The organism is Mesorhizobium denitrificans (assembly GCF_003403035.1).
GTDB classification, from domain to species: domain Bacteria; phylum Pseudomonadota; class Alphaproteobacteria; order Rhizobiales; family Rhizobiaceae; genus Mesorhizobium_G; species Mesorhizobium_G denitrificans.
In genome coordinates this window covers 83,663-105,075 of sequence record NZ_QURN01000012.1, presented here as the reverse complement: position 1 = coordinate 105,075, position 21,413 = coordinate 83,663, and the positions used below count along the sequence as shown (strand labels likewise).

General features: G+C 58.3%; 16 protein-coding genes and 1 tRNA gene. 5 read left to right on the top strand and 12 right to left on the bottom strand.

Annotation, left to right across the window (positions count from 1 at the left end; all coding sequences use genetic code 11):
* The first annotated feature begins 21 nt into the window (after positions 1–21).
* The gene (dnaE, locus tag DY251_RS15570; RefSeq protein ID WP_116624836.1) at positions 22–3,552 is read left to right on the top strand and encodes a DNA polymerase III subunit alpha; all 3,531 of its coding nucleotides are present in this window, start codon (positions 22–24) and stop codon (positions 3,550–3,552) included.
* Between the two features lie 37 nt (positions 3,553–3,589).
* On the opposite strand, the gene aat is transcribed toward dnaE, so the two are convergent.
* The 6 genes from aat to DY251_RS15540 form a co-directional block, all read right to left on the bottom strand.
* Positions 3,590–4,213, bottom strand: a complete 624-nt coding sequence (gene aat, locus DY251_RS15565) for a leucyl/phenylalanyl-tRNA--protein transferase (RefSeq protein WP_116624835.1) — start codon at positions 4,211–4,213, stop codon at positions 3,590–3,592.
* Positions 4,214–4,252: 39 nt separating this feature from the next.
* Positions 4,253–5,599 (bottom strand): acetyl-CoA carboxylase biotin carboxylase subunit, encoded by a 1,347-nt coding sequence (gene accC, locus DY251_RS15560; protein ID WP_116624834.1) that lies wholly within the window; start codon positions 5,597–5,599, stop codon positions 4,253–4,255.
* Positions 5,600–5,603: 4 nt separating this feature from the next.
* Positions 5,604–6,071, bottom strand: a complete 468-nt coding sequence (accB, locus tag DY251_RS15555) for an acetyl-CoA carboxylase biotin carboxyl carrier protein (protein ID WP_116624894.1) — start codon at positions 6,069–6,071, stop codon at positions 5,604–5,606.
* A gap of 27 nt (positions 6,072–6,098) precedes the next feature.
* Positions 6,099–6,533 (bottom strand): type II 3-dehydroquinate dehydratase, encoded by a 435-nt coding sequence (gene aroQ, locus DY251_RS15550; protein ID WP_116624833.1) that lies wholly within the window; start codon positions 6,531–6,533, stop codon positions 6,099–6,101.
* 121 nt (positions 6,534–6,654) lie between these two features.
* The gene (locus DY251_RS15545) at positions 6,655–7,464 is read right to left on the bottom strand and encodes a DsbA family protein (protein ID WP_425373308.1); all 810 of its coding nucleotides are present in this window, start codon (positions 7,462–7,464) and stop codon (positions 6,655–6,657) included.
* A 1-nt stretch (position 7,465) separates the two neighbouring features.
* Positions 7,466–8,848: a M48 family metalloprotease gene (locus tag DY251_RS15540; protein WP_116624832.1), complete on the bottom strand. Its 1,383-nt coding sequence runs from the start codon at positions 8,846–8,848 to the stop codon at positions 7,466–7,468.
* Positions 8,849–8,976: 128 nt separating this feature from the next.
* On the opposite strand from DY251_RS15540, the gene DY251_RS15535 reads away from it, so the two are divergent.
* The gene (locus DY251_RS15535) at positions 8,977–10,125 is read left to right on the top strand and encodes a pyridoxal phosphate-dependent aminotransferase (protein ID WP_116624831.1); all 1,149 of its coding nucleotides are present in this window, start codon (positions 8,977–8,979) and stop codon (positions 10,123–10,125) included.
* 68 nt (positions 10,126–10,193) lie between these two features.
* Here DY251_RS15535 and DY251_RS15530 read toward each other — a convergent pair whose 3' ends face one another.
* Positions 10,194–12,887: a ribonuclease E/G gene (locus tag DY251_RS15530; RefSeq protein ID WP_116624830.1), complete on the bottom strand. Its 2,694-nt coding sequence runs from the start codon at positions 12,885–12,887 to the stop codon at positions 10,194–10,196.
* A 601-nt stretch (positions 12,888–13,488) separates the two neighbouring features.
* Between DY251_RS15530 and DY251_RS15525 the strand changes: the two genes are divergently transcribed.
* On the top strand, positions 13,489–14,706 hold the full coding sequence (locus DY251_RS15525) for an N-acetylmuramoyl-L-alanine amidase (protein ID WP_116624829.1): 1,218 nt from the start codon (positions 13,489–13,491) through the stop codon (positions 14,704–14,706).
* A gap of 187 nt (positions 14,707–14,893) precedes the next feature.
* Positions 14,894–17,332, top strand: coding sequence for a penicillin-binding protein 1A (locus tag DY251_RS15520; RefSeq protein ID WP_116624828.1), 2,439 nt, complete (start codon positions 14,894–14,896; stop codon positions 17,330–17,332).
* Here the strand turns inward: DY251_RS15520 and DY251_RS15515 are convergent.
* The 3 genes from DY251_RS15515 to DY251_RS15505 all read right to left on the bottom strand — a co-directional run bounded on the left by DY251_RS15515 (position 17,326) and on the right by DY251_RS15505 (position 18,916).
* Positions 17,326–18,084, bottom strand: a complete 759-nt coding sequence (locus tag DY251_RS15515; RefSeq protein WP_245415992.1) for a copper homeostasis protein CutC — start codon at positions 18,082–18,084, stop codon at positions 17,326–17,328. The genes DY251_RS15520 and DY251_RS15515 overlap by 7 nt on opposite strands.
* 2 nt (positions 18,085–18,086) lie before the next feature.
* The gene (locus DY251_RS15510) at positions 18,087–18,545 is read right to left on the bottom strand and encodes a DUF6790 family protein (RefSeq protein WP_116624826.1); all 459 of its coding nucleotides are present in this window, start codon (positions 18,543–18,545) and stop codon (positions 18,087–18,089) included.
* Between the two features lie 149 nt (positions 18,546–18,694).
* The gene (locus DY251_RS15505; RefSeq protein ID WP_116624825.1) at positions 18,695–18,916 is read right to left on the bottom strand and encodes a helix-turn-helix domain-containing protein; all 222 of its coding nucleotides are present in this window, start codon (positions 18,914–18,916) and stop codon (positions 18,695–18,697) included.
* Positions 18,917–19,086: 170 nt separating this feature from the next.
* On the opposite strand from DY251_RS15505, the gene DY251_RS15500 reads away from it, so the two are divergent.
* A complete protein-coding gene (locus DY251_RS15500) occupies positions 19,087–19,410 on the top strand; it encodes a hypothetical protein (protein ID WP_137113805.1) in 324 nt (107 codons plus the stop codon).
* A 321-nt stretch (positions 19,411–19,731) separates the two neighbouring features.
* Here DY251_RS15500 and DY251_RS15495 read toward each other — a convergent pair.
* Together DY251_RS15495 and DY251_RS15490 are read right to left on the bottom strand one after the other, a co-directional pair.
* Positions 19,732–19,817 (bottom strand) — tRNA-Leu (locus tag DY251_RS15495).
* An 80-nt stretch (positions 19,818–19,897) separates the two neighbouring features.
* Positions 19,898–21,406 carry a tripartite tricarboxylate transporter permease gene (locus tag DY251_RS15490; protein WP_116624823.1) on the bottom strand — a complete coding sequence of 503 codons (1,509 nt, stop codon included), beginning with the start codon at positions 21,404–21,406 and terminating at the stop codon, positions 19,898–19,900.
* Between the last annotated feature and the right edge of the window lie 7 nt (positions 21,407–21,413).

The following is a 21,413-nucleotide window of genomic DNA, read 5'->3' as shown; positions in this document are numbered from 1 at the left end:
CGAATCCCCTATATCTCCAAGATGGCTGGCGACCGACCACCTCGTGATCCGATTTTGCGCGCCGCGCTGCAGGGCGAAGCGTCGCCGCGCGCCGTCGCGCGCACTTTCGTGCATCTGCGTGTGCATTCGGCCTATTCGCTGCTTGAAGGTGCGTTGCCGCACGGCAAAATCGTTGGCCATGCGGTCAAGGATCAATCACCCGCGATAGCTGTCACCGATACCAACAATCTTTTCGGCGCGCTTGAGTTTGCGCAGAAAGCCTCGAAAGATGGTGTGCAGCCGGTTATCGGCATGCAGCTCGACCTCAATTTTGAATCCGGCGGCCCGGACATTGCGCGAGCCGCGCGGCGACAAGGACCGGAACTCGCGCCCATTGTGTTGCTGGTCGCGACGAGTGAGGGCTACTCGAACCTCATGCGCATCGTCAGCGCAGCCTATCTGGAAACGCCGTCTGGTGAACTCGTGAACCGCAATGTCGAACAGTTGCGCGGGCTGACCGATGGGCTGATTTGCTTGACCGGTGGTCCGCGCGGGCCAATTGGCGCGGCGCTGAAGGAAGGCCATTCCGAAATTGCGGAGGCCCGGCTTTCGCAATTGCGGGAACTGTTCGGTGACAGGCTGTATGTCGAGCTTGAGCGCCTTGGCGGATATGATCGAGGCTTGGAGGCTGCGACGGTCGAGCTTGCCTATGCGATGGAGCTGCCGCTGGTCGCGACGAACGAGGCGTTTTTCCAGAGCCGGGAAGATTTCGAGGCGCATGACGCGCTGATTGCAATCGCCGAAGGTTCTGTGGTTGCGTCGGATGATCGTCGGCGATTGTCGCCGGACAACTACCTGAAGTCGTCCGCTGAAATCTCCATGTTGTTCGCCGATCTGCCGGAGGCGATTGAAAACACTATCGAGATTGCGCGCCGCTGCTCTTATTATCCGAAAAGCCGCGCGCCGATCCTTCCGCGTTTTACGGGCGGTGACGCTTCGAATGCCGACGAGGTTGTTGCTGCGGAGGCGGCCGAACTTGCGCGACAGGCCCGCGAAGGCTTGGACGCGCGTCTTGCAGCGCACGGCCCATATCCTGGCTACAGCGTTGAGGACTATCACAAGCGGCTCGAATACGAGTTGTCGATCATCGAACGGATGAAATATCCGGGCTACTTTCTGATCGTCGCAGACTTTATCAAATGGGCGAAGTCGCAGGGCATTCCGGTTGGACCGGGGCGCGGTTCGGGCGCGGGCTCGCTGGTGGCCTACGCCACGACTATCACAGACATCGATCCGCTTCGTTTCTCGCTGCTTTTCGAGCGCTTTCTCAACCCTGATCGCGTCTCGATGCCCGACTTCGACATCGACTTCTGTCAGGACCGTCGCGAGGAGGTTATTCGTTACGTCCAGCAGAAATATGGTCGCGACCAGGTCGGCCAGATTATCACCTTCGGTACGCTGCAGGCGCGCGCCGTGCTGCGCGATGTGGGGCGCGTGCTACAAATGCCGTATGGTCAGGTGGACCGGCTTTGCAAGATGGTGCCTGCCAACCCCGCCAACCCGGTAACGCTCGCTAAGGCTATCGAGGGCGAGCCGCGCTTTGCGGAGGAAGCGGAAAAGGAGCCAATCGTCGAGACGCTGCTGGCGATGGCGCAGAAGCTGGAGGGCTTGTACCGCCATGCATCGACCCACGCTGCGGGCATCGTCATCGGCGACCGTCCTTTGTGGGAACTGGTGCCGCTCTACCGCGATCCGCGCTCAGACATGCCGGTCACGCAGTTCAACATGAAGAAGGTCGAGGACGCGGGCCTTGTGAAGTTCGACTTCCTTGGGCTCAAGACCCTTACCGTATTGCAGACGGCGGTTGAACTCATCAAGCGGCGCGGGGTGGAAATCGACCTGTCCGCGCTGCCACTGGACGACACCAAGACATATGAAATGCTCGCGCGCGGCGAGGTTGTCGGCGTGTTTCAGGTTGAAAGTGCGGGCATGCGCAAGGCGCTGCTCGGCATGAAGCCGGACCGGATCGAGGACATTATCGCGCTGGTGGCGTTGTATCGCCCCGGCCCGATGGAGAACATCCCGACCTATAATAATCGCAAGAACGGGCAGGAGGAAATCGCCTCCATTCACCCCAAGATCGACCATCTGGTGACGGAAACGCAGGGCGTTATCGTCTATCAGGAGCAGGTCATGCAGATCGCGCAGGAGCTTGCGGGCTATTCGCTTGGCGAAGCAGATTTGCTGCGGCGCGCGATGGGCAAGAAGATCCGCGCGGAAATGGACAAGCAGCGCGAGCGCTTTGTTACTGGATCGGTCGAGCGCGGCGTGGCGAAGCCGCAGGCGGATTTCATTTTCGATCTGCTGGCGAAGTTCGCAGACTACGGCTTCAACAAATCGCACGCTGCCGCCTATGCGGTGGTTTCGTATCAGACGGCCTATCTGAAGGCACATTTCCCGGTCGAGTTTTTGGCGGCGTCCATGACGCTGGATATGTCGAACACCGAGAAGTTGAATGACTTCCGGCAGGACGCTACGCGGCTCGGCATCGAGGTCATTCCGCCGTCTGTCATGACGTCCTTCCGAAATTTTGAGGTTGGCGAAAACAAGATTTTCTATGCGTTGGCCGCCATCAAGGGCATCGGCGACGCGGCGGTCGAGCATATAGTGGAACGCCGCAACGAGCGGCCATTCGACAGCCTTGAAGATTTCGTCCAGCGCGTCGATCCGAAGATCGTTGGCAAGCGCGTGTTTGAAAGCCTTATCATGGCAGGTGCGCTGGATTGCTTTGGGCGTGATCGCGCTGCGATGATTGCTGGCGTCGAGCAGATGATGGCTGCGGCGGCGTTCGCGCAATCCAGTGCGTCCAGCGGCCAGATCGATATTTTTGGGGCAGGGACGGGATCGCGAAAGCCGGAACCGCTTCGCCTGCCGCTGACCGAGCCTTGGCTCGCGGCTGAGCGTCTTCATAAGGAGTTTCAAGTCGTCGGCTTTTATCTGTCTGCGCACCCGCTTGATGAATATAAGGCTGCGCTGGACAAAATGCGCGTGCAGACATGGGCCGAGTTTTCCGCTGCTGTGAAGCGCGGCGCGACCGCTGGACGGTTGGCCGGAACGGTCACATCGCGGCAAGAACGCAAGACCCGCATGGGCAACAAGATGGGCGTCGTCGTTTTCTCCGACACGACCGGCCAGTTTGAGGCGGTGTTGTTTGCGGAAACGCTCGCGCAGTATCGCGACATGCTTGATCCCGGTCGCTCGCTTGTCATCACCGTAGCCGCTGAAGATCGCCCGGAAGGCGTGAACCTGCGCATTCAGAGCGTGAAGTCGCTGGAGCAAGAGGCGACCCGGGTTCAGAAATCAATGCGGATTTATCTGCGTGATTCAAAGCCGCTTACCGCGCTGGCAACACAACTCAACGTCAAGGGCGAAGGGCAGGTGAGTTTCATCGTGCTGAAAGATGAGGGGAAGGGCGAGGTCGAGATCGAACTGCCTGAGCGCTACAAATTCGATACCCGCGTTGCCTCCGCGATGCGCGCTATCCCCGGCGTTGTCGAGGTCGAACTGGTTTAGGGACGCCACCGCTCGGCACCCGATCAAAACGCCGTTTTCACTCAGCCAAAAACCTTGCAGGTTTGCCTTTCAATGCCTCGGCCAGCATTTGCTCATATTTCCGGCGTGGCACGTCGATTGCGCCAAACTTCACAAGATGATCGGTGGTGAACTGCGTATCGAGCAGCACGAAGCCCTGCCGTTTCAAATGATCCACCAAGTGCACCAGACACACTTTCGAAGCGTCGCGCTCATATGAAAACATGCTTTCGCCGAAGAACGCGCGCCCGAGAGTGATGCCATACAATCCGCCGACAAGCGCGCCGTTGCGCCATGCCTCGACCGTATGGCAATGACCGCGTGCGTAGAGTTCGGCATAGGCTTCACGGATTGGGCCATTGATCCACGTCGACAGCCGACCCTCGCGTGACGCCGCGCAACCGGCGATGACACCGGCGAAGTCGTGATCCAGCCGGATTTCGAACGTCCCGCGCCGGATTACTTTCGCCAAGCTGCGCGGAACATGAAAATCGTCGAGCGGGATGACGCCCCGCAACTTCGGCTGCACCCAAAAGACTTCGGGATCGTCGGCGCTTTCGGCCATAGGAAACACGCCGGTCGCGTATGCGCGCAACAGGAGGTCGATAGGAATACGCTGGCCGGGTGCGAAGGGACGCGCCATTACATTTGGTCTGCTGCTTTCGACACAGCAGACCTTAGCTTATGACTCTGTCTTGGCGAGATATTTTTCCAGCCAGTGGATGTCATAGTCGCCGTTTGCAATATCCGGGTTGTTCACCAGTTCCTGGAAGAGCGGCAGCGTTGTCTTGATACCGTCCACCACGAACTCGTTCAGCGCGCGCCGCAACCGCATCATGCATTCAACGCGGTTGCGTCCATGCACAATCAGTTTGCCGATCAGACTGTCGTAATAAGGCGGAATTTTGTAGCCCGAATATACGCCCGAATCGACGCGAATGCCGAGCCCGCCGGGTGTATGGAAATGCGTGATCGTTCCCGGCGACGGCGTAAAGGTGCGCGGGTCTTCCGCGTTGATACGGCATTCAATCGCATGGCCGTTGAAGTGAATATCGTCCTGCGTGACCGAAAGACCGCCGCCGGACGCCACACGAATCTGCTCGTGCACGAGATCAATGCCGGTAATAGCCTCGGTCACAGGGTGCTCAACCTGCAAACGCGTGTTCATCTCGATGAAATAGAACTCGCCGTTTTCATACAGGAACTCGATAGTGCCCGCGCCGGAATAGCCCAGATCGGCTATCGCATTCGCGCAAATTTCGCCAATGCGCGTGCGCTCGGCTGAATTGAGAGCAGGGGAGTTGGCCTCTTCCCAGACCTTCTGGTGCCGCCGCTGCAGTGAGCAATCACGCTCACCGAGATGCACGCCCTTGCCCATACCGTCGCCGAACACCTGAATTTCGATGTGCCGCGGCTTTTCGAGATATTTCTCGATGTATACTGCATCGTCGCCGAACGCAGCGCCTGCTTCCGAGCGAGCCGTCGCCAGTGCCACCTCCAGATCGGATTCGTCCCGCGCGACTTTCATGCCGCGTCCACCACCGCCAGCAGAGGCTTTGATGATGACAGGATAGCCGATCTCGGCCGCAACCCGCTTGGCTTCGGCCGGGTCGGAAATCGCGCCATCGGAGCCCGGCACAACCGGAATGCCAAGGCGCTTCGCTGTGCGCTTGGCCTCGATCTTGTCGCCCATGATGCGGATATGATCGCCGGTCGGGCCAATGAATGTGATGTTATGCGCAGCGAGAATGTCCGCGAATTTCGCGTTTTCCGAGAGGAAGCCATAGCCGGGATGCACAGCATCCGCGCCGGTAATTTCGCAAGCCGCAACGATCTGGTGGATGTTGAGGTAGCTGTCGCGCGAGGGCGGTGGTCCGATGCAAACGCTTTCGTCTGCCAGGCGCACATGCATCGCGTCCGCGTCGGCGGTCGAATGCACCACAACTGTCTGAATGCCAAGTTCCTTGGCGGCACGCAGCACGCGAAGGGCGATTTCGCCGCGATTGGCTATGAGGATCTTCTGGAACATCGCGTTATTCGATCACCACCAGAGGCTCACCGAATTCCACCGGCTGGGAATCCTCAAACAGAATGGCCGTCACAGTGCCCGAACGCGGAGCCGGTATCTGGTTCATGGTCTTCATGGCTTCGATGATGAGCAGCGTTTGCCCTTCTTTCACCTGCTGTCCAACTTCGACGAACGCCTTCGCGCCTGGCGATGGCGCGCCATAGGCGGTGCCGACCATTGGCGAAAGCACTGCATTGCGCGACGGCTCGGCGGAAGCAGCGGGAGTTGCGGGCGCGGCAGGCGCAGCCGCTGCTGCGGGGACCGGCGCATAGGCGGCAGGCGCAGCGAAGGCCTGCACGGGCGAACCGCCCCGCGACACGCGCACTTTGAGGTCGCCCAATTCGACTTCGATTTCAGTCAAGTTGGTATCGTTGAGAATCCCCGCAAGATCGCGGATGAGCTGCTGGTCCACTGCGGACTTCTTGATCGACATTTCTATGCCTTCCGGTTGTGCCGGCATTCAGCCGGCGGCCAGCGCATGCAGCGCCAGAATGTAGCTTAGTGGCCCAAAGCCGCAGATCATGCCGGTCGCAACCGGCGCAATCATTGATTTGTGCCTGAAAGTTTCGCGCGCATGTATGTTTGAAAGGTGAACTTCCACCACTTTCAGCGGCGCATTTGCGCGAATAGCGTCGTGAATGGCGATGGATGTGTGGGTGTATGCGCCCGCATTGAGCGCCACGCCTGCGGCCTTGTCGCCCGCTTCATGAATCCAGTCTACAAGTTCGCCCTCGTGGTTCGTCTGCCGAAAATCGATCTCAAAGCCGAGCGAACTGGCGGCCGCGCGACATTCATCAGCGATAGCGGCCAGCGTCTTGCCGCCATAAATACCCGGTTCGCGCCTGCCCAGCGCGTTCAGGTTGGGGCCATTGAGCACATAGATTGGTTTCGACATACAAACCCTTCCGCGAACGACTTAACGCCGCGCGGACCCTCTATAGTTTGCTTATAACGAGGGGAAAAGACCACAAGTGCGTTGTTTTACTTTCCACAACTGTCTGCGAATACATGCTGTCTCAGCACGCAGCCGTCTGACACTGCGCACGGGCGCTTGCAATTTTATCAGCCAGAACCTGCTGCCCAAGCGCGCCGAACACCACTTCGTCACCCACCACATATGACGGTGTGCCAGTTATCTGAAGGCGGTCTGCAAGCTGAAAATTCTTCTGCAGGGCCTCGATGACTTCCGGCTTTTTCATCTCCGCTCGCAGCGCTGCTTCGTCGACACCAAGGCTGGTCGCAACCAGGATCGCGCTTTCTTCTGTCGCCCTGCCGCCACCGCCGCCAAGCAGACGACTGTGAAATTCCGCATATTTTTCAGGCATTAGGCGGTGAAATGCTTGCGAAACGATATGCGCGCGCTGCGAATCCGGTCCCAGAATGGGCAGTTCCTTCAATACAAAGCGCAGATTGGGATCAGCGGCCGTCAACGCCTGCATGTCTTCAATCGCGCGCCGGCAGAACCCGCAATTGTAATCGTAGAACTCCACAATCGTCGTCTTGCCTTGCGGGTTGCCCACCACTGCATCTGCTGGCGAGTTGAAGATTTCAGCGCTGGCATTCTTGATCGTGTCGAGCGAGGCGAGGCGCTGCTCTTCCTTCTGCTTTTCTTCCAGCGCGGTTTGCATCTCTGCAATCAGTTCCGGATTTGCCAGCAGGTAGTTTCGAATCGATTCACCCATTTCAGGGGCACTGGCGGCGGCCATTGCCGGAGAACTGATTCGCGTAGTCGTGCCGAGTTGATATCCGCCAACCAGAGCGGCAACCGCGATCGCAGCACCTGCGACACCGTAAGGAATGAGCTTCTGCATGGCGAAATGGTCCATATTAACCGCGAGGTTTGCGGTAGTTGATGATGTCCTGCGCGCGCTGCCATTCTGCCGAGCCCGGCTTAAGCTTGCGTTGCGCACGTGCCGCGAAAATTTTCGCGTCCTGGAAGTTACCGCTGTAATAGTGGCCATCGGCGGCGGCAAGCTCTGCCTCGCCCACCTGTCCCAATTGCCCATAGGCTTGGGACAAATAGCGATAAGCAGTCGTGTTTTCAGGGTCCGCTGCAACGCTGCGTTCCAGCGCTTGCACAGCCTTCTTTGCCGATTTTGGATTTCCCTGCGCGAGTAGCGCCTGTCCGTATGAAACCTGCAGCACGCTTGAGCGGGCCGGATCAAGCTTTATCGCCTTGGCATAGGCATCGGCCGCCTCTGCCGGTCGGTTGGCCTTCATCAGCGTGTCGCCGCGCAATTCGTAATGATATGGATTTTTTGGCTCGGCCTTTATCAGCGCATCCACCTTGGCGAGTGCGGCGCGCGGGTCGCCATGCAGATAGCCTTCAATGGCTTCGCCATATTGCTTGGCTTCCTGATCGTTGTTTTGCTTGAAAAGCTGAGCCGTCGAGCCGCGACCATTTGTAAATGCAGCGATCTTCGCGCGCATTCTGTCATGCCGCCGCTGCAATTCCGGCGGGTCGCGCATCTCGAAATACGGGCTCTTGCGCGCCAGCACCTCGAGATTGGCGATACGGTCGCGCGGGGTGGGGTGGCTGATCTGGTATGGATCGACACGCGTGCCCGAAAGTGCCAGCGCCGTCTGGAAACGCTTGAATGTTTTCAGCATGCCGCGCGCAGATTGGTGCGTCGCATCGAGATATGTAAGCGCAGAGCGATCCGCGGTTGTTTCTTCGGTGCGCTGATAGGAAAGCAGGCTGCGGCGCGCCGCTTCCGTGGAGCCGGTGGCCATGCCCATGCCTACACCGCCAAGCTCTCCGTTTTTTGTCGCGGCACCGGCGGCCAGCGTGCCCATGCCAAGCAGCATGCCAACCATCGCCATTGTTTTGGCGCGGTCCACCTGCATGCGCAGCCGCTCCTGATGCCCGCCTGCCAGGTGGCCGATTTCATGCGCCAGCACGCCGATTACCTCGTTGGGCGTTTCGGCCGTCATCAGCGTTCCGGTATTCATGAAAATGCGGCGACCGGAGACGAACGCATTGAAGCTTGGGTCATTGACGAGAACGATCTCGATGTTCTTGCGGCTGAGGCCCGCTGCTGCCAGCAATGGCTTTGCGTAATCCCGCACCAGCGCTTCGATTTCAGCGTCGCGCACCAATGGCAGGTTTTGTGCAACCGCCGATCCCAGACTGGAAAGGACCACAGCGCCGCTGACGAGCAGCGCACAGGCACTACGGCACAAAGCGGACGCGATTCGAGAAATCAACATGACTATAAAGACCTAAATTACCTGAGGCTGGTTGAAAAGTGCAGCCGTGGGCGATCATGAACTTGTGAAACCCATACCAATCGGGCATTTGTGCGGCGCAGCCAATCCCTGAGGAATTTGGAGACATCATGGCCATCGCGATTTCGCGCCGCGGCAACGTCGAGCCGTTTCACGCAATGGACATTCTCGCCGAGGCAAATCGGCTGCGTGGAGAAGGGCGGTCGATCATATCGATGGCGGTAGGCCAGCCATCCGACCCGGCGCCGCGCGCCGTGCGCGAGGCAGCCCGCAACGCTCTGGAAAACGGACGTATCGGCTACACGGACTCGCTCGGCACCCGCGCTTTGCGCGAGGCAATTGCCGCACATTACGCGGACCATTACGGCGTTAGTGTTTCGCCCTGCCGTGTGGCGGTCACGACCGGCTCGTCGGCGGGTTTCAATCTGGCATTCATGGCGATGTTCGATGCAGGCGACCGCGTGGGCATCGCTGCGCCGGGGTATCCGGCCTATCGCAACATCATGGCTGCGCTCGGTCTTGAGGTCGTCGAGATTCGCTTGGAAGACCGTCCATATCTGACTGCAGAGATGGTAGAGGCGGAACACAAGCGCGCACCGCTGAAAGGCATTCTGTTTGCCAGCCCCGCTAACCCAACCGGGGCGAGCGTTCCGCCCGAAGAGCTTGATATGCTGGTGAAAACTGCCGAGGCGCTTGGCATCGCCGTCATATCCGACGAGATTTATCATCGGCTCAATTTTACGGGTGCGGATCACACGGCGCTTAGCTGCAGCGACACTGTCACGGTCATCAATTCGTTTTCTAAATATTATTGCATGACCGGCTGGCGCATCGGTTGGATGGTGCTGCCGGAAAAGCTTGTGCGCCCGATCGAGCGCATTCAGCAGAGCCTTTATATTTCAGCGCCGGAGCTATCGCAGATTGCGGCGGTCGCAGCTTTTTCCGCAACGGATGAACTGGAGGCGGTCAAGCAGCGCTATGCGGCAAATCGCGAATTGCTTGGCGAGCGTCTGCCGCTGCTGCGGTTCCCGCTGGCCGCGCCAATGGATGGGGCGTTCTATGCCTATTGCGATGTTTCGCAATTGACCAATGACAGCATGCAGTTTGCAAAACGAATGCTGGCTGAGGCGGGTGTAGCCGCAACGCCGGGGCGTGATTTCGATACCGACTATGGCCATCGCTTCATGCGATTCTCTTACGCTGGAAGCCTTGAAGAAATGGCTGAGGCGACGGATCGCATTGCGAACTGGTTGCGCTAAGCGCTTGGTGGATAAATAAAATCGCCCGGATTTGGTCCGGGCGATCTGAATTCCACTGTTTTACGAGCTTAGCCAAAAAAGCCTTTGCGCTGCCACCAGCCTTTTTTGGGCTCTGCGGTCTCAGCGGCGTCTTCGGCCTTCACGCTCGATGAAACCGAAGGAGCAGCAGGTTCAGCATTTTCTCCGGTCGCGTTCGCGGGCTTGCGGCGAGTCGAGCGGCGCGGTTTGGCTGCTGGTGCGGCCTCCGGTTCGCTTGGCTCAGGAGTCGCAACCACGATTTCCGCCTCGGCAGCTTTGGCTTTGGTTGACCGCTTTGCGCGAGCCTTGGGCTTCTTGACCTCAACGGGTGCTTCTTCCGCTACAGGCGCTTCCTCAGCCTGAACCGTTGCGACAGGTTCTGGCGCTGCCACCTGTTCTGAAGCTTCCGATGCTGCCTGCTCTTCACTGGCCTCGGAATCAGCCTCGCCGCGGCTGCGCTTGCCGCCACGCTTACCACGGCGGCGCTTCTTGCCGTCTGCTTTCTCGGCGGCAACTTCCTGCTCGGCTGGTTCAGTGACGGCCTCTACAGCTTCGGCTGCTTCATCCTCATCCGCAGCGGCTACAGCTTCGGTGTCCTCGCTTGCAGAGGCGTCCTGCGCGCCTTCCTGCTGTTCGCGATCACGTCCGCCACGGCGACGACGACGACGCTTGCGCTTGCGACGATGCTCGTCGCTGGATGCCTGCTCCGCAGCCGACTCGGGCGTTGCTTCGTCGCTGGCTTCTTCCTCGTCCAGCACCTCAACGATGTCTTCTTCCTCTTCGATTTCCACGATTGGGGCAGGCTTTGCCCGCTCATGGAATTCGACAGGATGCTCGACAATCGCGCCGCGTGTGATCGTGTAATGCTGCGAGCCGACGCTATCGTCGGATTCGATGGTGATCGTGAGGCCGAAGCGACCTTCGAGTTCCACCAGAGTGCTGCGCTTGTGGTTGAGCACATAGAGCGCAGTGGCTGCGGGTGTCCGCACCGTTATGTGGTGCTTGGCGTCCTTCAGCAAAAACTCCTCTATTGCGCGCACAACCAACAGCGCAACCGAAGAATCCGAGCGCACATGACCCGTACCGCCGCAATGCGGGCAGGTTTTCATCGTGCTTTCGAGAACGCTCGCGCGAATGCGCTGGCGCGACATTTCCAGCAGGCCGAAATGCGAAATGCGGCCCACCTGAATGCGCGCGCGGTCGTTTTTCAGGCAATCCTTGAGCTTCTTTTCGACGGACCGGTTGTTACGCGACTCCTCCATGTCGATGAAGTCGATCACGATCAAGCCCGCAAGATCGCGCAGTCTTAGCTGCCGCGCGATTTCCTCCGCCGCTTCCAGATTTGTCTGAACCGCAGTGTCTTCAATGGAATGCTCGCGCGTGGAGCGGCCTGAATTTACGTCAATCGCAACAAGCGCTTCCGTCTGGTTGATAATGATATAGCCACCGGATTTCAGCGTGACCTGCGGCTGCACCATACGGTCCAGCTGCGCCTCGATGCCGTTGCGCGCAAACATCGGCGTGGTGTCGCGGTAAGGCTGAACCATCTTGGCATGGCTCGGCATGAGCATGCGCATGAAGTCCTTCGCCTCGCGGTAGCCGTCATCGCCCGCGACGAGAATTTCGTCGATGTCCTTATTATAAAGGTCGCGCACGGAGCGCTTGATGAGGCTGCCTTCTTCATAAACCAACGTCGGAGCAGTGGATTTGAGCGTCAAATTGCGCACATTTTCCCACAGCCGCATCAGATATTCGTAGTCGCGCTTGATTTCCGCCTTGGTGCGGTTTTCGCCGGCGGTGCGCAGAATGACGCCCATGCCCTGCGGAACTTCAAGCTCCTTCACCACGTCCTTGAGCCGCTTGCGGTCCTGCGCGCTGGTGATCTTGCGGGATATGCCGCCGCCGCGCGCCGTGTTCGGCATAAGCACGGAATAGCGACCCGCGAGCGACAGATAGGTCGTCAGCGCCGCGCCCTTGTTACCGCGCTCTTCCTTCACGACCTGAACCAGGAGGATCTGGCGGCGCTTGATAACTTCCTGGATCTTGTAGTGACGGCGCATTGGGCGCCTGCGGTCGCGAACCTCGTCCAGCGCATCGCCTGCGCCGACCGACTCAATGTCGCGCTCGTCCGTCGAGCCAGAGAAAACCTCCTCGACCTGACCATTATGTACTGAAACCTCTTCGGCTTCTTCCTTTACCTGTTCAACAGGCTCGGAAATTACGTCTGACGCTGCCTCTGCCGCCATTGTGCGCGGAGCATCTTCATTGTGATCGTCATGCTCATCCGTGTCGTCGGCATGATCAAGCGCATCTGCTTCGGATTCGGTCTTTTCTTCAGCTGCCTGAACGTTTTCGCCGTTCCGGTTGCGATTCTTGCCGCGCCTGCGGCGCCGACTGCCACTGCGTTCGCGTTCCTGCTTCGGCTCGCCGCTTTCGTCGTCGTCATCATGCGCGGCGGCCTCAGCCTCCGCTTTCAGAAGCGCCTGACGATCCGCCATCGGGATCTGATAATAATCGGGATGGATTTCGCTGAATGCAAGGAAGCCGTGGCGGTTGCCGCCATACTCCACAAAAGCTGCCTGCAGCGATGGCTCAACCCGCGTTACGCGAGCGAGATAGATATTTCCGCGAAGTTGTTTTTTGTCCTGCGATTCGAAATCGAATTCTTCAATACGATTGCCGCGCGTTACGACGACCCGCGTCTCCTCCGGGTGAGACGCGTCTATAAGCATTTTGTTGGGCATATTTCTTCTCCCCGGCGGGAGCTTGGCCTGGCGCACGGTAGGGGCCGTGAATGCGCGTTAGGGGCAACAGACTGCCGCCGGATATATAGGGGATCGCCTCGAAGCGCGTGCGGGCCGCAACAGACTCCACCGGCTGCGTTTCGCGCCGGGTCTCGGTTCTGTAATGTGCGGTGCCTATCGTCATCGCCTCGTTCAGCGAAAGGTTAAACTATGACCCGGCTCACCGGATCGACTTCTTCGCTCATTTGGAGCCGGCGCAGAACGCTGTTCCGGGCCGTTTATCACCGAGGCTTGCAACTGCGTTTCCTCGGAAAATCTCACGCGACTGCGGCGGGGCAAAATGCCACGCGGTTTTTATGGAAGATCCGCCTAATCCATCCCTAAACCGCAGCGGCGCGCTAACATGCCACAATCTATTCGCTTGTATGGTGTGGCGCGGTTTCTGGCAACCCCGAATTATATTGTCGGTACACAAGCTTGTGGCTCTGCGGGAGTCCACGAAAAGGGTTGTTAACCTTCTTTCCATACCAGTTGTTAAGCTCCCGGCTTTTCAAGGCAAAAAACCTCGGCGTCGGCGAGACAACTGGACGGTTAAATGCGTATGCCAGCTTCAAAAAACAACGGTTTAAGGCGAGTTTTTGCGCAGTTTGCGTCGCTTTTTCTGTTTGTTTTGTTGTTTTGCAGCCCGGTTCACGCGCTTTCCAAGGCCACAAATTTTGGCGCTTCGGGAGACTCAGAGCGCACAATCGTGGAAATCGCGCTCGATCAGGACCCCGATCTTCATTGGTTTTTGCTGTCTGGCCCATACCGGCTGGTCATTGAGCTGCCGGAGACGACCTTTGCGTTTGAGCCGCGCAGCCTGAAACCGGTCGGCCTTGTGAACGGCATTCGCTATGGCAAAGCCGCCGAGGGGCGGTCCCGTATCATCCTCACCAGCCGCAAGCCGTTCAATGTGGAAAAAGTCGATGTTGAGCAGGATAGCGACGGTGAGGGCTACAAGCTCACGATAGCCGTCGAGAAATCCACAGACAGCGCGTTTCAAGCCGCAATGACGGAGCAGGCGAGTTCAACGAGCGCGATTCAGGCGCAACCAGCGCCGGATTCCGAATCTGCAAAACCCTTCACTGTGGTGCTCGATCCCGGCCACGGTGGTTTTGATGGCGGCGCGGAAGGCGTCAGCGGAACCAACGAAAAAGACATCACTCTGGCTTTTGCGCAGGAATTAAAGGCGCGATTGGCATCTGAGCCCAATTTCAAGGTAGTGATGACACGCGATTCCGACGAGTTTCTGAGGCTCGATGATCGTGTGAAGGTCGCGCAAGACAACGCCGCCGACCTATTCATTTCAATTCATGCGGACACGATACGGTTCAAGGGCCTGCGCGGCGCAACGGTTTACACCGGGTCGGAGCGTGCGTCTGACGCCGAATCGCAGGCGCTGGCCGACCGCGAAAACCTGGCCGACCAAATCGGCGGGGCTGCTTCTGCCGAAGAGAGCCACGAAGTTGCAGACATTCTGTTCGATTTTGTCCGCCGCGAAACGGAGGATTACTCCGTCCATGTGGCAAAGGATCTGGTGGGCGAACTCGGCAAATCCGTGGGTGTAATCAACAATCCGCATCGTCACGCGCGTTTTCGCGTGTTGCGCGCGCCGGATGTTCCTTCGGTGCTGATCGAGCTTGGCTATCTCTCAAACGCCGAGGACGAATCAAGCCTGCGTGATCCGCTATGGCGCGCAAAGGCGGTGAACAGCATTGCTGCGGCTGTAGAAAAGTTTGCAGAGCGCAAGGGAATACCGGCTGCGCAAGCAGAAAGGTAATTGCGCGCGCTTCGCGTTGCCACTAGACAACACCGTGGGCTTTTCTGGCTCGCCCGCGTGGTTTACGATCATCTCGCCGTAATTTGCCCACATCCCCATCGCAGGACGGGGCAGGGTTTGTTTCGTGACAGCGTGCGGCGGAGTGCGGATTCGAACCACTAGTTTGTTGGTTCGATGTGGAGCGGGAATGATTCGGCTTCTCGGATATTTTTTTGGTGTGGCGATTATGATTGGCCTGCTCGCTGCGGCGGGCGTGGCTATGTTCGTCGGCCATTTGGCGAAAGACCTGCCTGATTACGAGGTGCTGGCAAGCTATGAGCCGCCCGTAACGACGCGCATTCATGCCTCGGATGGCGCACTTATGGGCGAGTTTGCGCGCGAGCGCCGTCTATATCTCCCGATTCAGGCCGTGCCCGATCGCCTGAAAGCGGCGTTCCTTTCCGCTGAAGACAAGAATTTTTACAAGCATCCCGGCATTGACGTGTCGGGCCTGTTTCGTGCCGCGATCAACAATCTGCGCACCGGCAGCAAGCAGGGCGCATCCACGATCACCCAACAGGTCGCGAAAAACTTCCTGCTGACCTCGGATCAGACTTACGAGCGCAAGATCAAGGAGATGCTGCTCTCCTTCCGCATCGAGCAGGCATATTCGAAGGATCGCATTCTCGAGCTCTATGTGAACGAGATTTATTTCGGCCTCGGCGCTTATGGCGTTGCTGGTGCGGCGCTCACCTATTTCGACAAGTCGGTCAACGAACTGACGCTTGCGGAGGCCGCATATCTTGCCGCGCTTCCGAAGGGTCCGAACAATTATCATCCGTTCCGCCACGCCGAACGCGCGCTTGAGCGGCGCAATTGGGTCATCGACCAGATGGTCGACAATGGATATGCGACACGGGAAGAGGGGGCCAAGGCCAAGTCGGAACCCCTCGGCGTGAATCTCCGTCGCCGCAACAATTACCTGTTTGCCGGTGAGTATTTCACTGAGGAAGTGCGCCGCGAGATCATCGCGCGTTATGGGCAAGATGCGCTTTATGAAGGCGGTCTTTCGGTTCGCACAACGCTGGATCCGCAGATGCAGGTTATCGCGCGCAAGGCGATGCAGCGCGGCCTGATCCGCTACGACACGCTGCGTGGCTATCGTGGCCCGAAAGACCAGATCGACGCGTCTGGCGATTGGGGCATTCCGCTAGGCAAGATCAAGCCTCTGGACGACGTGCCGGAATGGCAGCTTGCGGTTGTGTTGGATAGCGCGAAAGAAGGCGTCACCATCGGCCTGCAGCCGAGCCGCGAAAGTTCTGGCGAATTGTCAGACCAGCGCGACCGGGGGTTCATTTCTGCTGATGACATGAAGTGGGCATTGCGCCACGTGGTCAATGGCGAGCGCGTGAAGGCGAACGCTCCCGACGGTGTGCTCAAGGCTGGCGACGTCATCTATGTCGAGAAAAAGGAAGATGGCGACGGCTATCTGCTGCGTCAGCCTCCAGGCGTTTCGGGCGGTATGGTGGTCATGGACCCGCACACCGGGCGCGTTCTGGCCATGGTCGGCGGCTTCTCCTATTCGCAGTCGGAGTTTAATCGCGCGACGCAGGCGATGCGCCAGCCGGGTTCCGCGTTCAAGCCTATCGTTTACGCGGCGGCGCTGGACAATGGTTACACGCCCGCGTCCGTTATCATGGATGGACCGATAACCATCACGATAGGCAATCAGGTCTGGACCCCGAAGAACTATGACGGCAAGGCCGCCGGTCCATCTACGTTGCGTAGCGGCATCGAGCGCTCGCGCAACCTCATGACCGTGCGTCTCGCAAACGACATGGGCATGAAAACGGTATCTGAATATGCGGAACGTTTTGGCGTATACGACAAGCTGCCACCGCACATCGCCATGTCGCTTGGCTCCGGCGAAACCACTGTCATGCGCATGGTGTCGGCCTATTCGGTGATGGCGAATGGCGGCCGTCAGATCAAACCGTCGCTGATCGACCGTATTCAGGATCGTTACGGTAAGACCGTGTTCCGGCACGACGAGCGTGGCTGTGAAGGCTGTTCTGCGCAGGATTGGGAGAACCAGCCCGAGCCTGAACTGGTCGATAATGCCGAGCAGGTTCTGGACCCAATGACCGCCTATCAGATCACCTCGATGATGGAAGGTGTGGTTCAGCGCGGCACGGCGACGATCCTCAAGGATCTCAATCGTCCGATTGCAGGTAAGACCGGCACGACGAATGACGAGAAAGACGCGTGGTTCATCGGCTTCACGCCAAATCTCGTCGCCGGTCTTTACATCGGCTTCGACCAGCCGCAGCCGCTTGGCAAAGGCACCACCGGCGGCGGTCTGGCTGCGCCGATCTTCAAGGAATTTGTGGCGGACGCGCTCAAGGATACGCCCGTCGTTGACTTCCAGGTTCCAGCGGGCATGAAGCTCATTCCGATCGATCGCAAGACCGGTATGCAGGCGTCCAAGGGCGACCCGAATATGATTGTCGAGGCGTTCAAGCCCGGCACTGGTCCGGCCGATAGCTATTGGGTTATCGGCATGGATTCCGGCGCTCAGCCGAGCGGCGAGGCACTTTCGCCTGCGGCCAAGCAGGTAATCGACGGTGGCGGCGGCGGCCTTTACTGATCGCCGTTTCCGCGAACCGCCGCAATCGTCGCCGCCACTACAGCCGCATCGGTAATCGTCAGGCGATATTCGCGGTCGAGGTCAGTGCCGCCCATACCGACACTCGGGTTTCGAAACACCATCGGGCTAGGCACATCGCGCAGCGACGCAAAATGCATTTCACTCAAGCCGGTCGCGGAATGCACGTCTCCGATTGAACCGGGATCAAGCGCACCGCAGCCAAGAACGATGATGCGGTTGCCAGCACGCTGCACCAGTTCAGCAAGCAAAGCTGCACCTTCCACCGCCGTATCGCGCTGCCCGCTTGTAAGCACGCGCCCGACGCCGCAACGGATTAGCGCCTCCAGTGCTTCAAATGGATCGCGGGTCATGTCGAACGCTCTATGGCAGGTCACGTTGATGCCGCCGGCACAGCGCACGAGTTCGCTCATTCTGCCTTCATCGATTGTGCCGTTCGGAAGCAGGCAACCAACGACTGCACCGGCAACGCCAAGATCGCGCAAAGCTCTTACGTCATCACACATGGAGGCAAATTCTGCCTCGCTATAGAGAAAGTCGCCGCCTCTTGGACGAACGATCACGTGGAATGGAATTCGCGCCACATCCAGCGCGGCTTTGATCGTGCCGTAGCTTGGCGTAAGCCCGCCTTCCAACAGGCTGGCGCATAGTTCGACGCGGTCAGCACCCGCATCCTGCGCAGCGATCATTCCGTCGATGCCTTCGACGCAAACTTCAATCAGTGTGTTTTTCATCTTTAAGCTACCGACCATATAATGAATGCAAGCAGGACCGCCGCAATCAGCAAGTCTGTCCAGAGTGCGAGGTTTTCGTTCGCCGAGCGGTCTTTCTGGCCGATATGACCGAAACCTGCCGCGCCATAGAAAATGGTCGCATAAACTGCAATCGGCAGCAGAAAGCTTGGCGCAAAGATCGACGCGATGCCAACAATGCCCGCGGCAATGTTGGAAATGCCCAGCTCGCGGACAATCGGAAACGCTTCGCCCGTCTTCAATTTGAAAATCTGCCTGGCTGTAAATTCAGGCTGAAGTGTTTGCTTGAGCCCAGCCGCAAACAGCCGAACACCGGCACCCCAGAAAACGAACCAACGTCCGAGCAAAAGCATCGTGGGCAAGTCTGGATGCAGCCAGAGATCGATTCCCGTGGACACCAGCGGCAGCACCAACATCGTCGCGATGACGAATGGAAAGTACAAGGGCGCATTCTCCCAACCAATACCGCGCCGAACATGACCGGAATTTTTCGAAAATCAATGATGCGCCGTTGGCGGTCAGCAAGAATAATTTCGGCTGCTGCCCGTTCGAGCAACAGCCATTACCAAATTCCTGAATAGCGCAGGTGTCGTTATGACGCCATCTTCGCGGTTATTCCCAGCGCGGACGTAATCCGGTTCAGTGTTTCGGGCTCCATTTGCCCATTCGCTTCGAAGTCAGAAAGGTCTGACACGGTTAAACCGGAAGCGATTGCGATTTGGTCCAGCGAGTAGCCAGTTGCTTCGCGCAGGGCGGTGACGGGGTTCACGCCGGAAATCAGCGACGCGGTTAGAGTATCAACGATTGTAACCATTTGAAACCTCTCCGTGAGTTTCAGATATGCGCATACGCTGACCGTCAAGGCAAGTTAACTTTTTTGCACTGCACAAAATAACGCAGGCGTGACCTCGACCCATAAAAATAATTTGGAACATTGGTGGCGAAGACCCGTTTGGAATCAGAAACTTATTAAGGGAGAACGCTATGTTCCGCTCAGTATTGATGGCGTCAGCCATATGCCTCGCCACGTCTGGAATTGTATTCGCGCAGACCGACGGAAGTGGTTCCAACGCGACTGATAATGCAACCGGCTCGGCTAAAACACCGGGTATGCTCGACGATCCAGTAGCGATGAAGCCGTTTTATACGGACGAAAGCATGACGACCATGCGGTCCATGGAGGAAATGCGCGCTGCGGCAAAAGCCATGAATGAAAACGACAAGGCGAAGATCATGGAGGAATGCAAGAATGTAACTACGCAGCGTAGCTCGTTCTGCAAGGCCTTCAACGATGCCAACGAGATGTAGGTCGCGCCTTCTATCCAGTAAATTTTATGCAACCGATGGTTGGAAAAATAAACATAACATGTAATATCTAGATTGTAGACTACGACCAACTACAAGCCCCAAGCGAGACCCGTCTGTTTGCCGCAATAGACGGGTCTTTCCATATTTCTGGGTATATCTCGATTCCACTGGTTTCGGTTCGCGTTATGCGCCTTTAGGTTGCAATAGCGCGCAACGCAGAATCCTCCCTGCGCGCCGCCCGTCGCCTGTCTTGCGAGGGAGGCGGCGGGCACCTTCGGTCGCGAATTGATGCGAATTTGTGAAGGTGAAGAGATGAGATGCTGGTGGCCGCTGTGGGAATCGAACCCACACGGGCGAAGCCCGAGAGATTTTAAGTCTCTTCCGTCTACCAATTCCGGCAAGCGGCCGAAGCGATGCCGCCTCGCAGAGTTCCCTATACATAAAAATCGTGGCTGTCAGCCGGGTAGGGCAGACAGCCACAGCGAAATCATTCTTCCTCCACGAACACTTCGTCGCGCTTTTTGCGAACACTCGGCAGAAGCACCACCACCAACACGATCACCGCCAGCGCCAGCAATATTGCACTGATGGGACGCGTCACGAATGTCGACGGATCGCCTCGCGAGAGGATCATTGCGCGCCGCAGGTTTTCCTCAAGCAGCGGCCCGAGCACGAAGCCCAGCAGCAGCGGCGCTGGTTCGCAGCGCATCTTTTGCAGCGCGTAGCCCAGCAGCCCGAAGAATGCGACCGCGAACAGGTCGTAGATGTTCGAATTGACGCTGTAAACGCCGATGGAGCAGAACGCCATGATGATCGGAAACAGCACGTAATAGGGGACCGTCAGCAGCTTCACCCACAGGCCGATTAGCGGCAGGTTGAGGATGATAAGCAGCAGATTGCCGATCCACATCGACGCGATGATGCCCCAGAACAGAGCAGGCTGTTCCGTCGCGACGTTCGGGCCGGGAACGATGCCCTGAATGATCATCGCGCCGATCATAAGCGCCATGACAGGGTTGGCGGGAATGCCCAGCGTGAGCATCGGAATGAACGATGTCTGCGCGCCTGCATTGTTTGCCGATTCTGGACCCGCAACGCCCGCAATTGCGCCGCGTCCAAACTCCTGCGGATTTTTCGAAACGCGCTTCTCAACAGTATAGGAAGCAAACGATGCGAGGATTGCACCGCCGCCGGGGAGGATCCCGAGCGCCGAGCCTATCGCCGTGCCGCGCAGAATTGGAGCAAACATCTCCTTGAAGTCCTCGCGCGTGGGCATCAGGCCGGTCACTTTGCTGACAAGCACCTCGCGCGTGCGCTCGTTTTCGAGGTTGCGCAGTATTTCGGCAATGCCGAACACACCGACTGCCAGCGCAACGAAATTCAGCCCGTCTGCGTATTCACGTATGCCAAGTGTGAAGCGGGGCGTGCCGGAGATCACGTCGGTACCCACCAGACCGAGCAGCAGGCCGAGCGCGACCATCGCGAGTGCTTTTACCACCGACCCGCTTGCGAGCGCGATGGAGGAAACGAGGCCGACGATCATCAGCGAGAAATATTCCGCCGCGCCAAACTGCAACGCGATGGAGGTCAGCGGCGGTGCAAAGATCGCGACAAGAAAAGTCGAGACAGTGCCCGCGAAAAACGAACCGATAGCGGCCACCGCCAATGCCACGCCCGCGCGGCCTTTTCGCGCCATCTGATAGCCGTCGATTGCGGTCACTGCCGAAGAAGATTCGCCCGGCATGTTGATCAGGATTGCGGTTGTGGAGCCGCCATACTGAGCACCATAATAGATGCCTGCCAGCATGATGAGCGAGGAAACAGGGTCGCCGATCTGGAAGGTGATGGGCAGCAGCATCGCTATGGTTGCCGTTGCGCCAATGCCCGGAAGCACGCCGATCAGAGTGCCGAGCAGCACGCCGATCAGGCAGAATCCCATATTGTAAAACGTCGTCGCAGTAGCGAAGCCGAGCGCGAGATTATCAAAAAGTTCCATCGTCGCG

Bases quoted from the DNA above. Each gene is read 5' to 3' on its own strand.
- DY251_RS15515 (WP_245415992.1), bottom strand. From the start codon at position 18,084: ATGAAAAACACACTGATTGAAGTTTGCGTCGAAGGCATCGACGGAATG.
- aat (WP_116624835.1), bottom strand. From the start codon at position 4,213: ATGGCGCGTCCCTTCGCACCCGGCCAGCGTATTCCTATCGACCTCCTG.
- DY251_RS15535 (WP_116624831.1), top strand. From the start codon at position 8,977: ATGGCCATCGCGATTTCGCGCCGCGGCAACGTCGAGCCGTTTCACGCA.
- DY251_RS15490 (WP_116624823.1), bottom strand. From the start codon at position 21,406: ATGGAACTTTTTGATAATCTCGCGCTCGGCTTCGCTACTGCGACGACG.
- accC (WP_116624834.1), bottom strand. From the start codon at position 5,599: ATGTTCCAGAAGATCCTCATAGCCAATCGCGGCGAAATCGCCCTTCGC.
- DY251_RS15520 (WP_116624828.1), top strand. From the start codon at position 14,894: ATGATTCGGCTTCTCGGATATTTTTTTGGTGTGGCGATTATGATTGGC.
- accB (WP_116624894.1), bottom strand. From the start codon at position 6,071: ATGTCGATCAAGAAGTCCGCAGTGGACCAGCAGCTCATCCGCGATCTT.
- DY251_RS15505 (WP_116624825.1), bottom strand. From the start codon at position 18,916: ATGGTTACAATCGTTGATACTCTAACCGCGTCGCTGATTTCCGGCGTG.
- DY251_RS15530 (WP_116624830.1), bottom strand. From the start codon at position 12,887: ATGCCCAACAAAATGCTTATAGACGCGTCTCACCCGGAGGAGACGCGG.
- dnaE (WP_116624836.1), top strand. From the start codon at position 22: ATGGCTGGCGACCGACCACCTCGTGATCCGATTTTGCGCGCCGCGCTG.
- DY251_RS15540 (WP_116624832.1), bottom strand. From the start codon at position 8,848: ATGTTGATTTCTCGAATCGCGTCCGCTTTGTGCCGTAGTGCCTGTGCG.
- DY251_RS15525 (WP_116624829.1), top strand. From the start codon at position 13,489: ATGCCAGCTTCAAAAAACAACGGTTTAAGGCGAGTTTTTGCGCAGTTT.
- aroQ (WP_116624833.1), bottom strand. From the start codon at position 6,533: ATGTCGAAACCAATCTATGTGCTCAATGGCCCCAACCTGAACGCGCTG.
- DY251_RS15500 (WP_137113805.1), top strand. From the start codon at position 19,087: ATGTTCCGCTCAGTATTGATGGCGTCAGCCATATGCCTCGCCACGTCT.
- DY251_RS15545 (WP_425373308.1), bottom strand. From the start codon at position 7,464: ATGGACCATTTCGCCATGCAGAAGCTCATTCCTTACGGTGTCGCAGGT.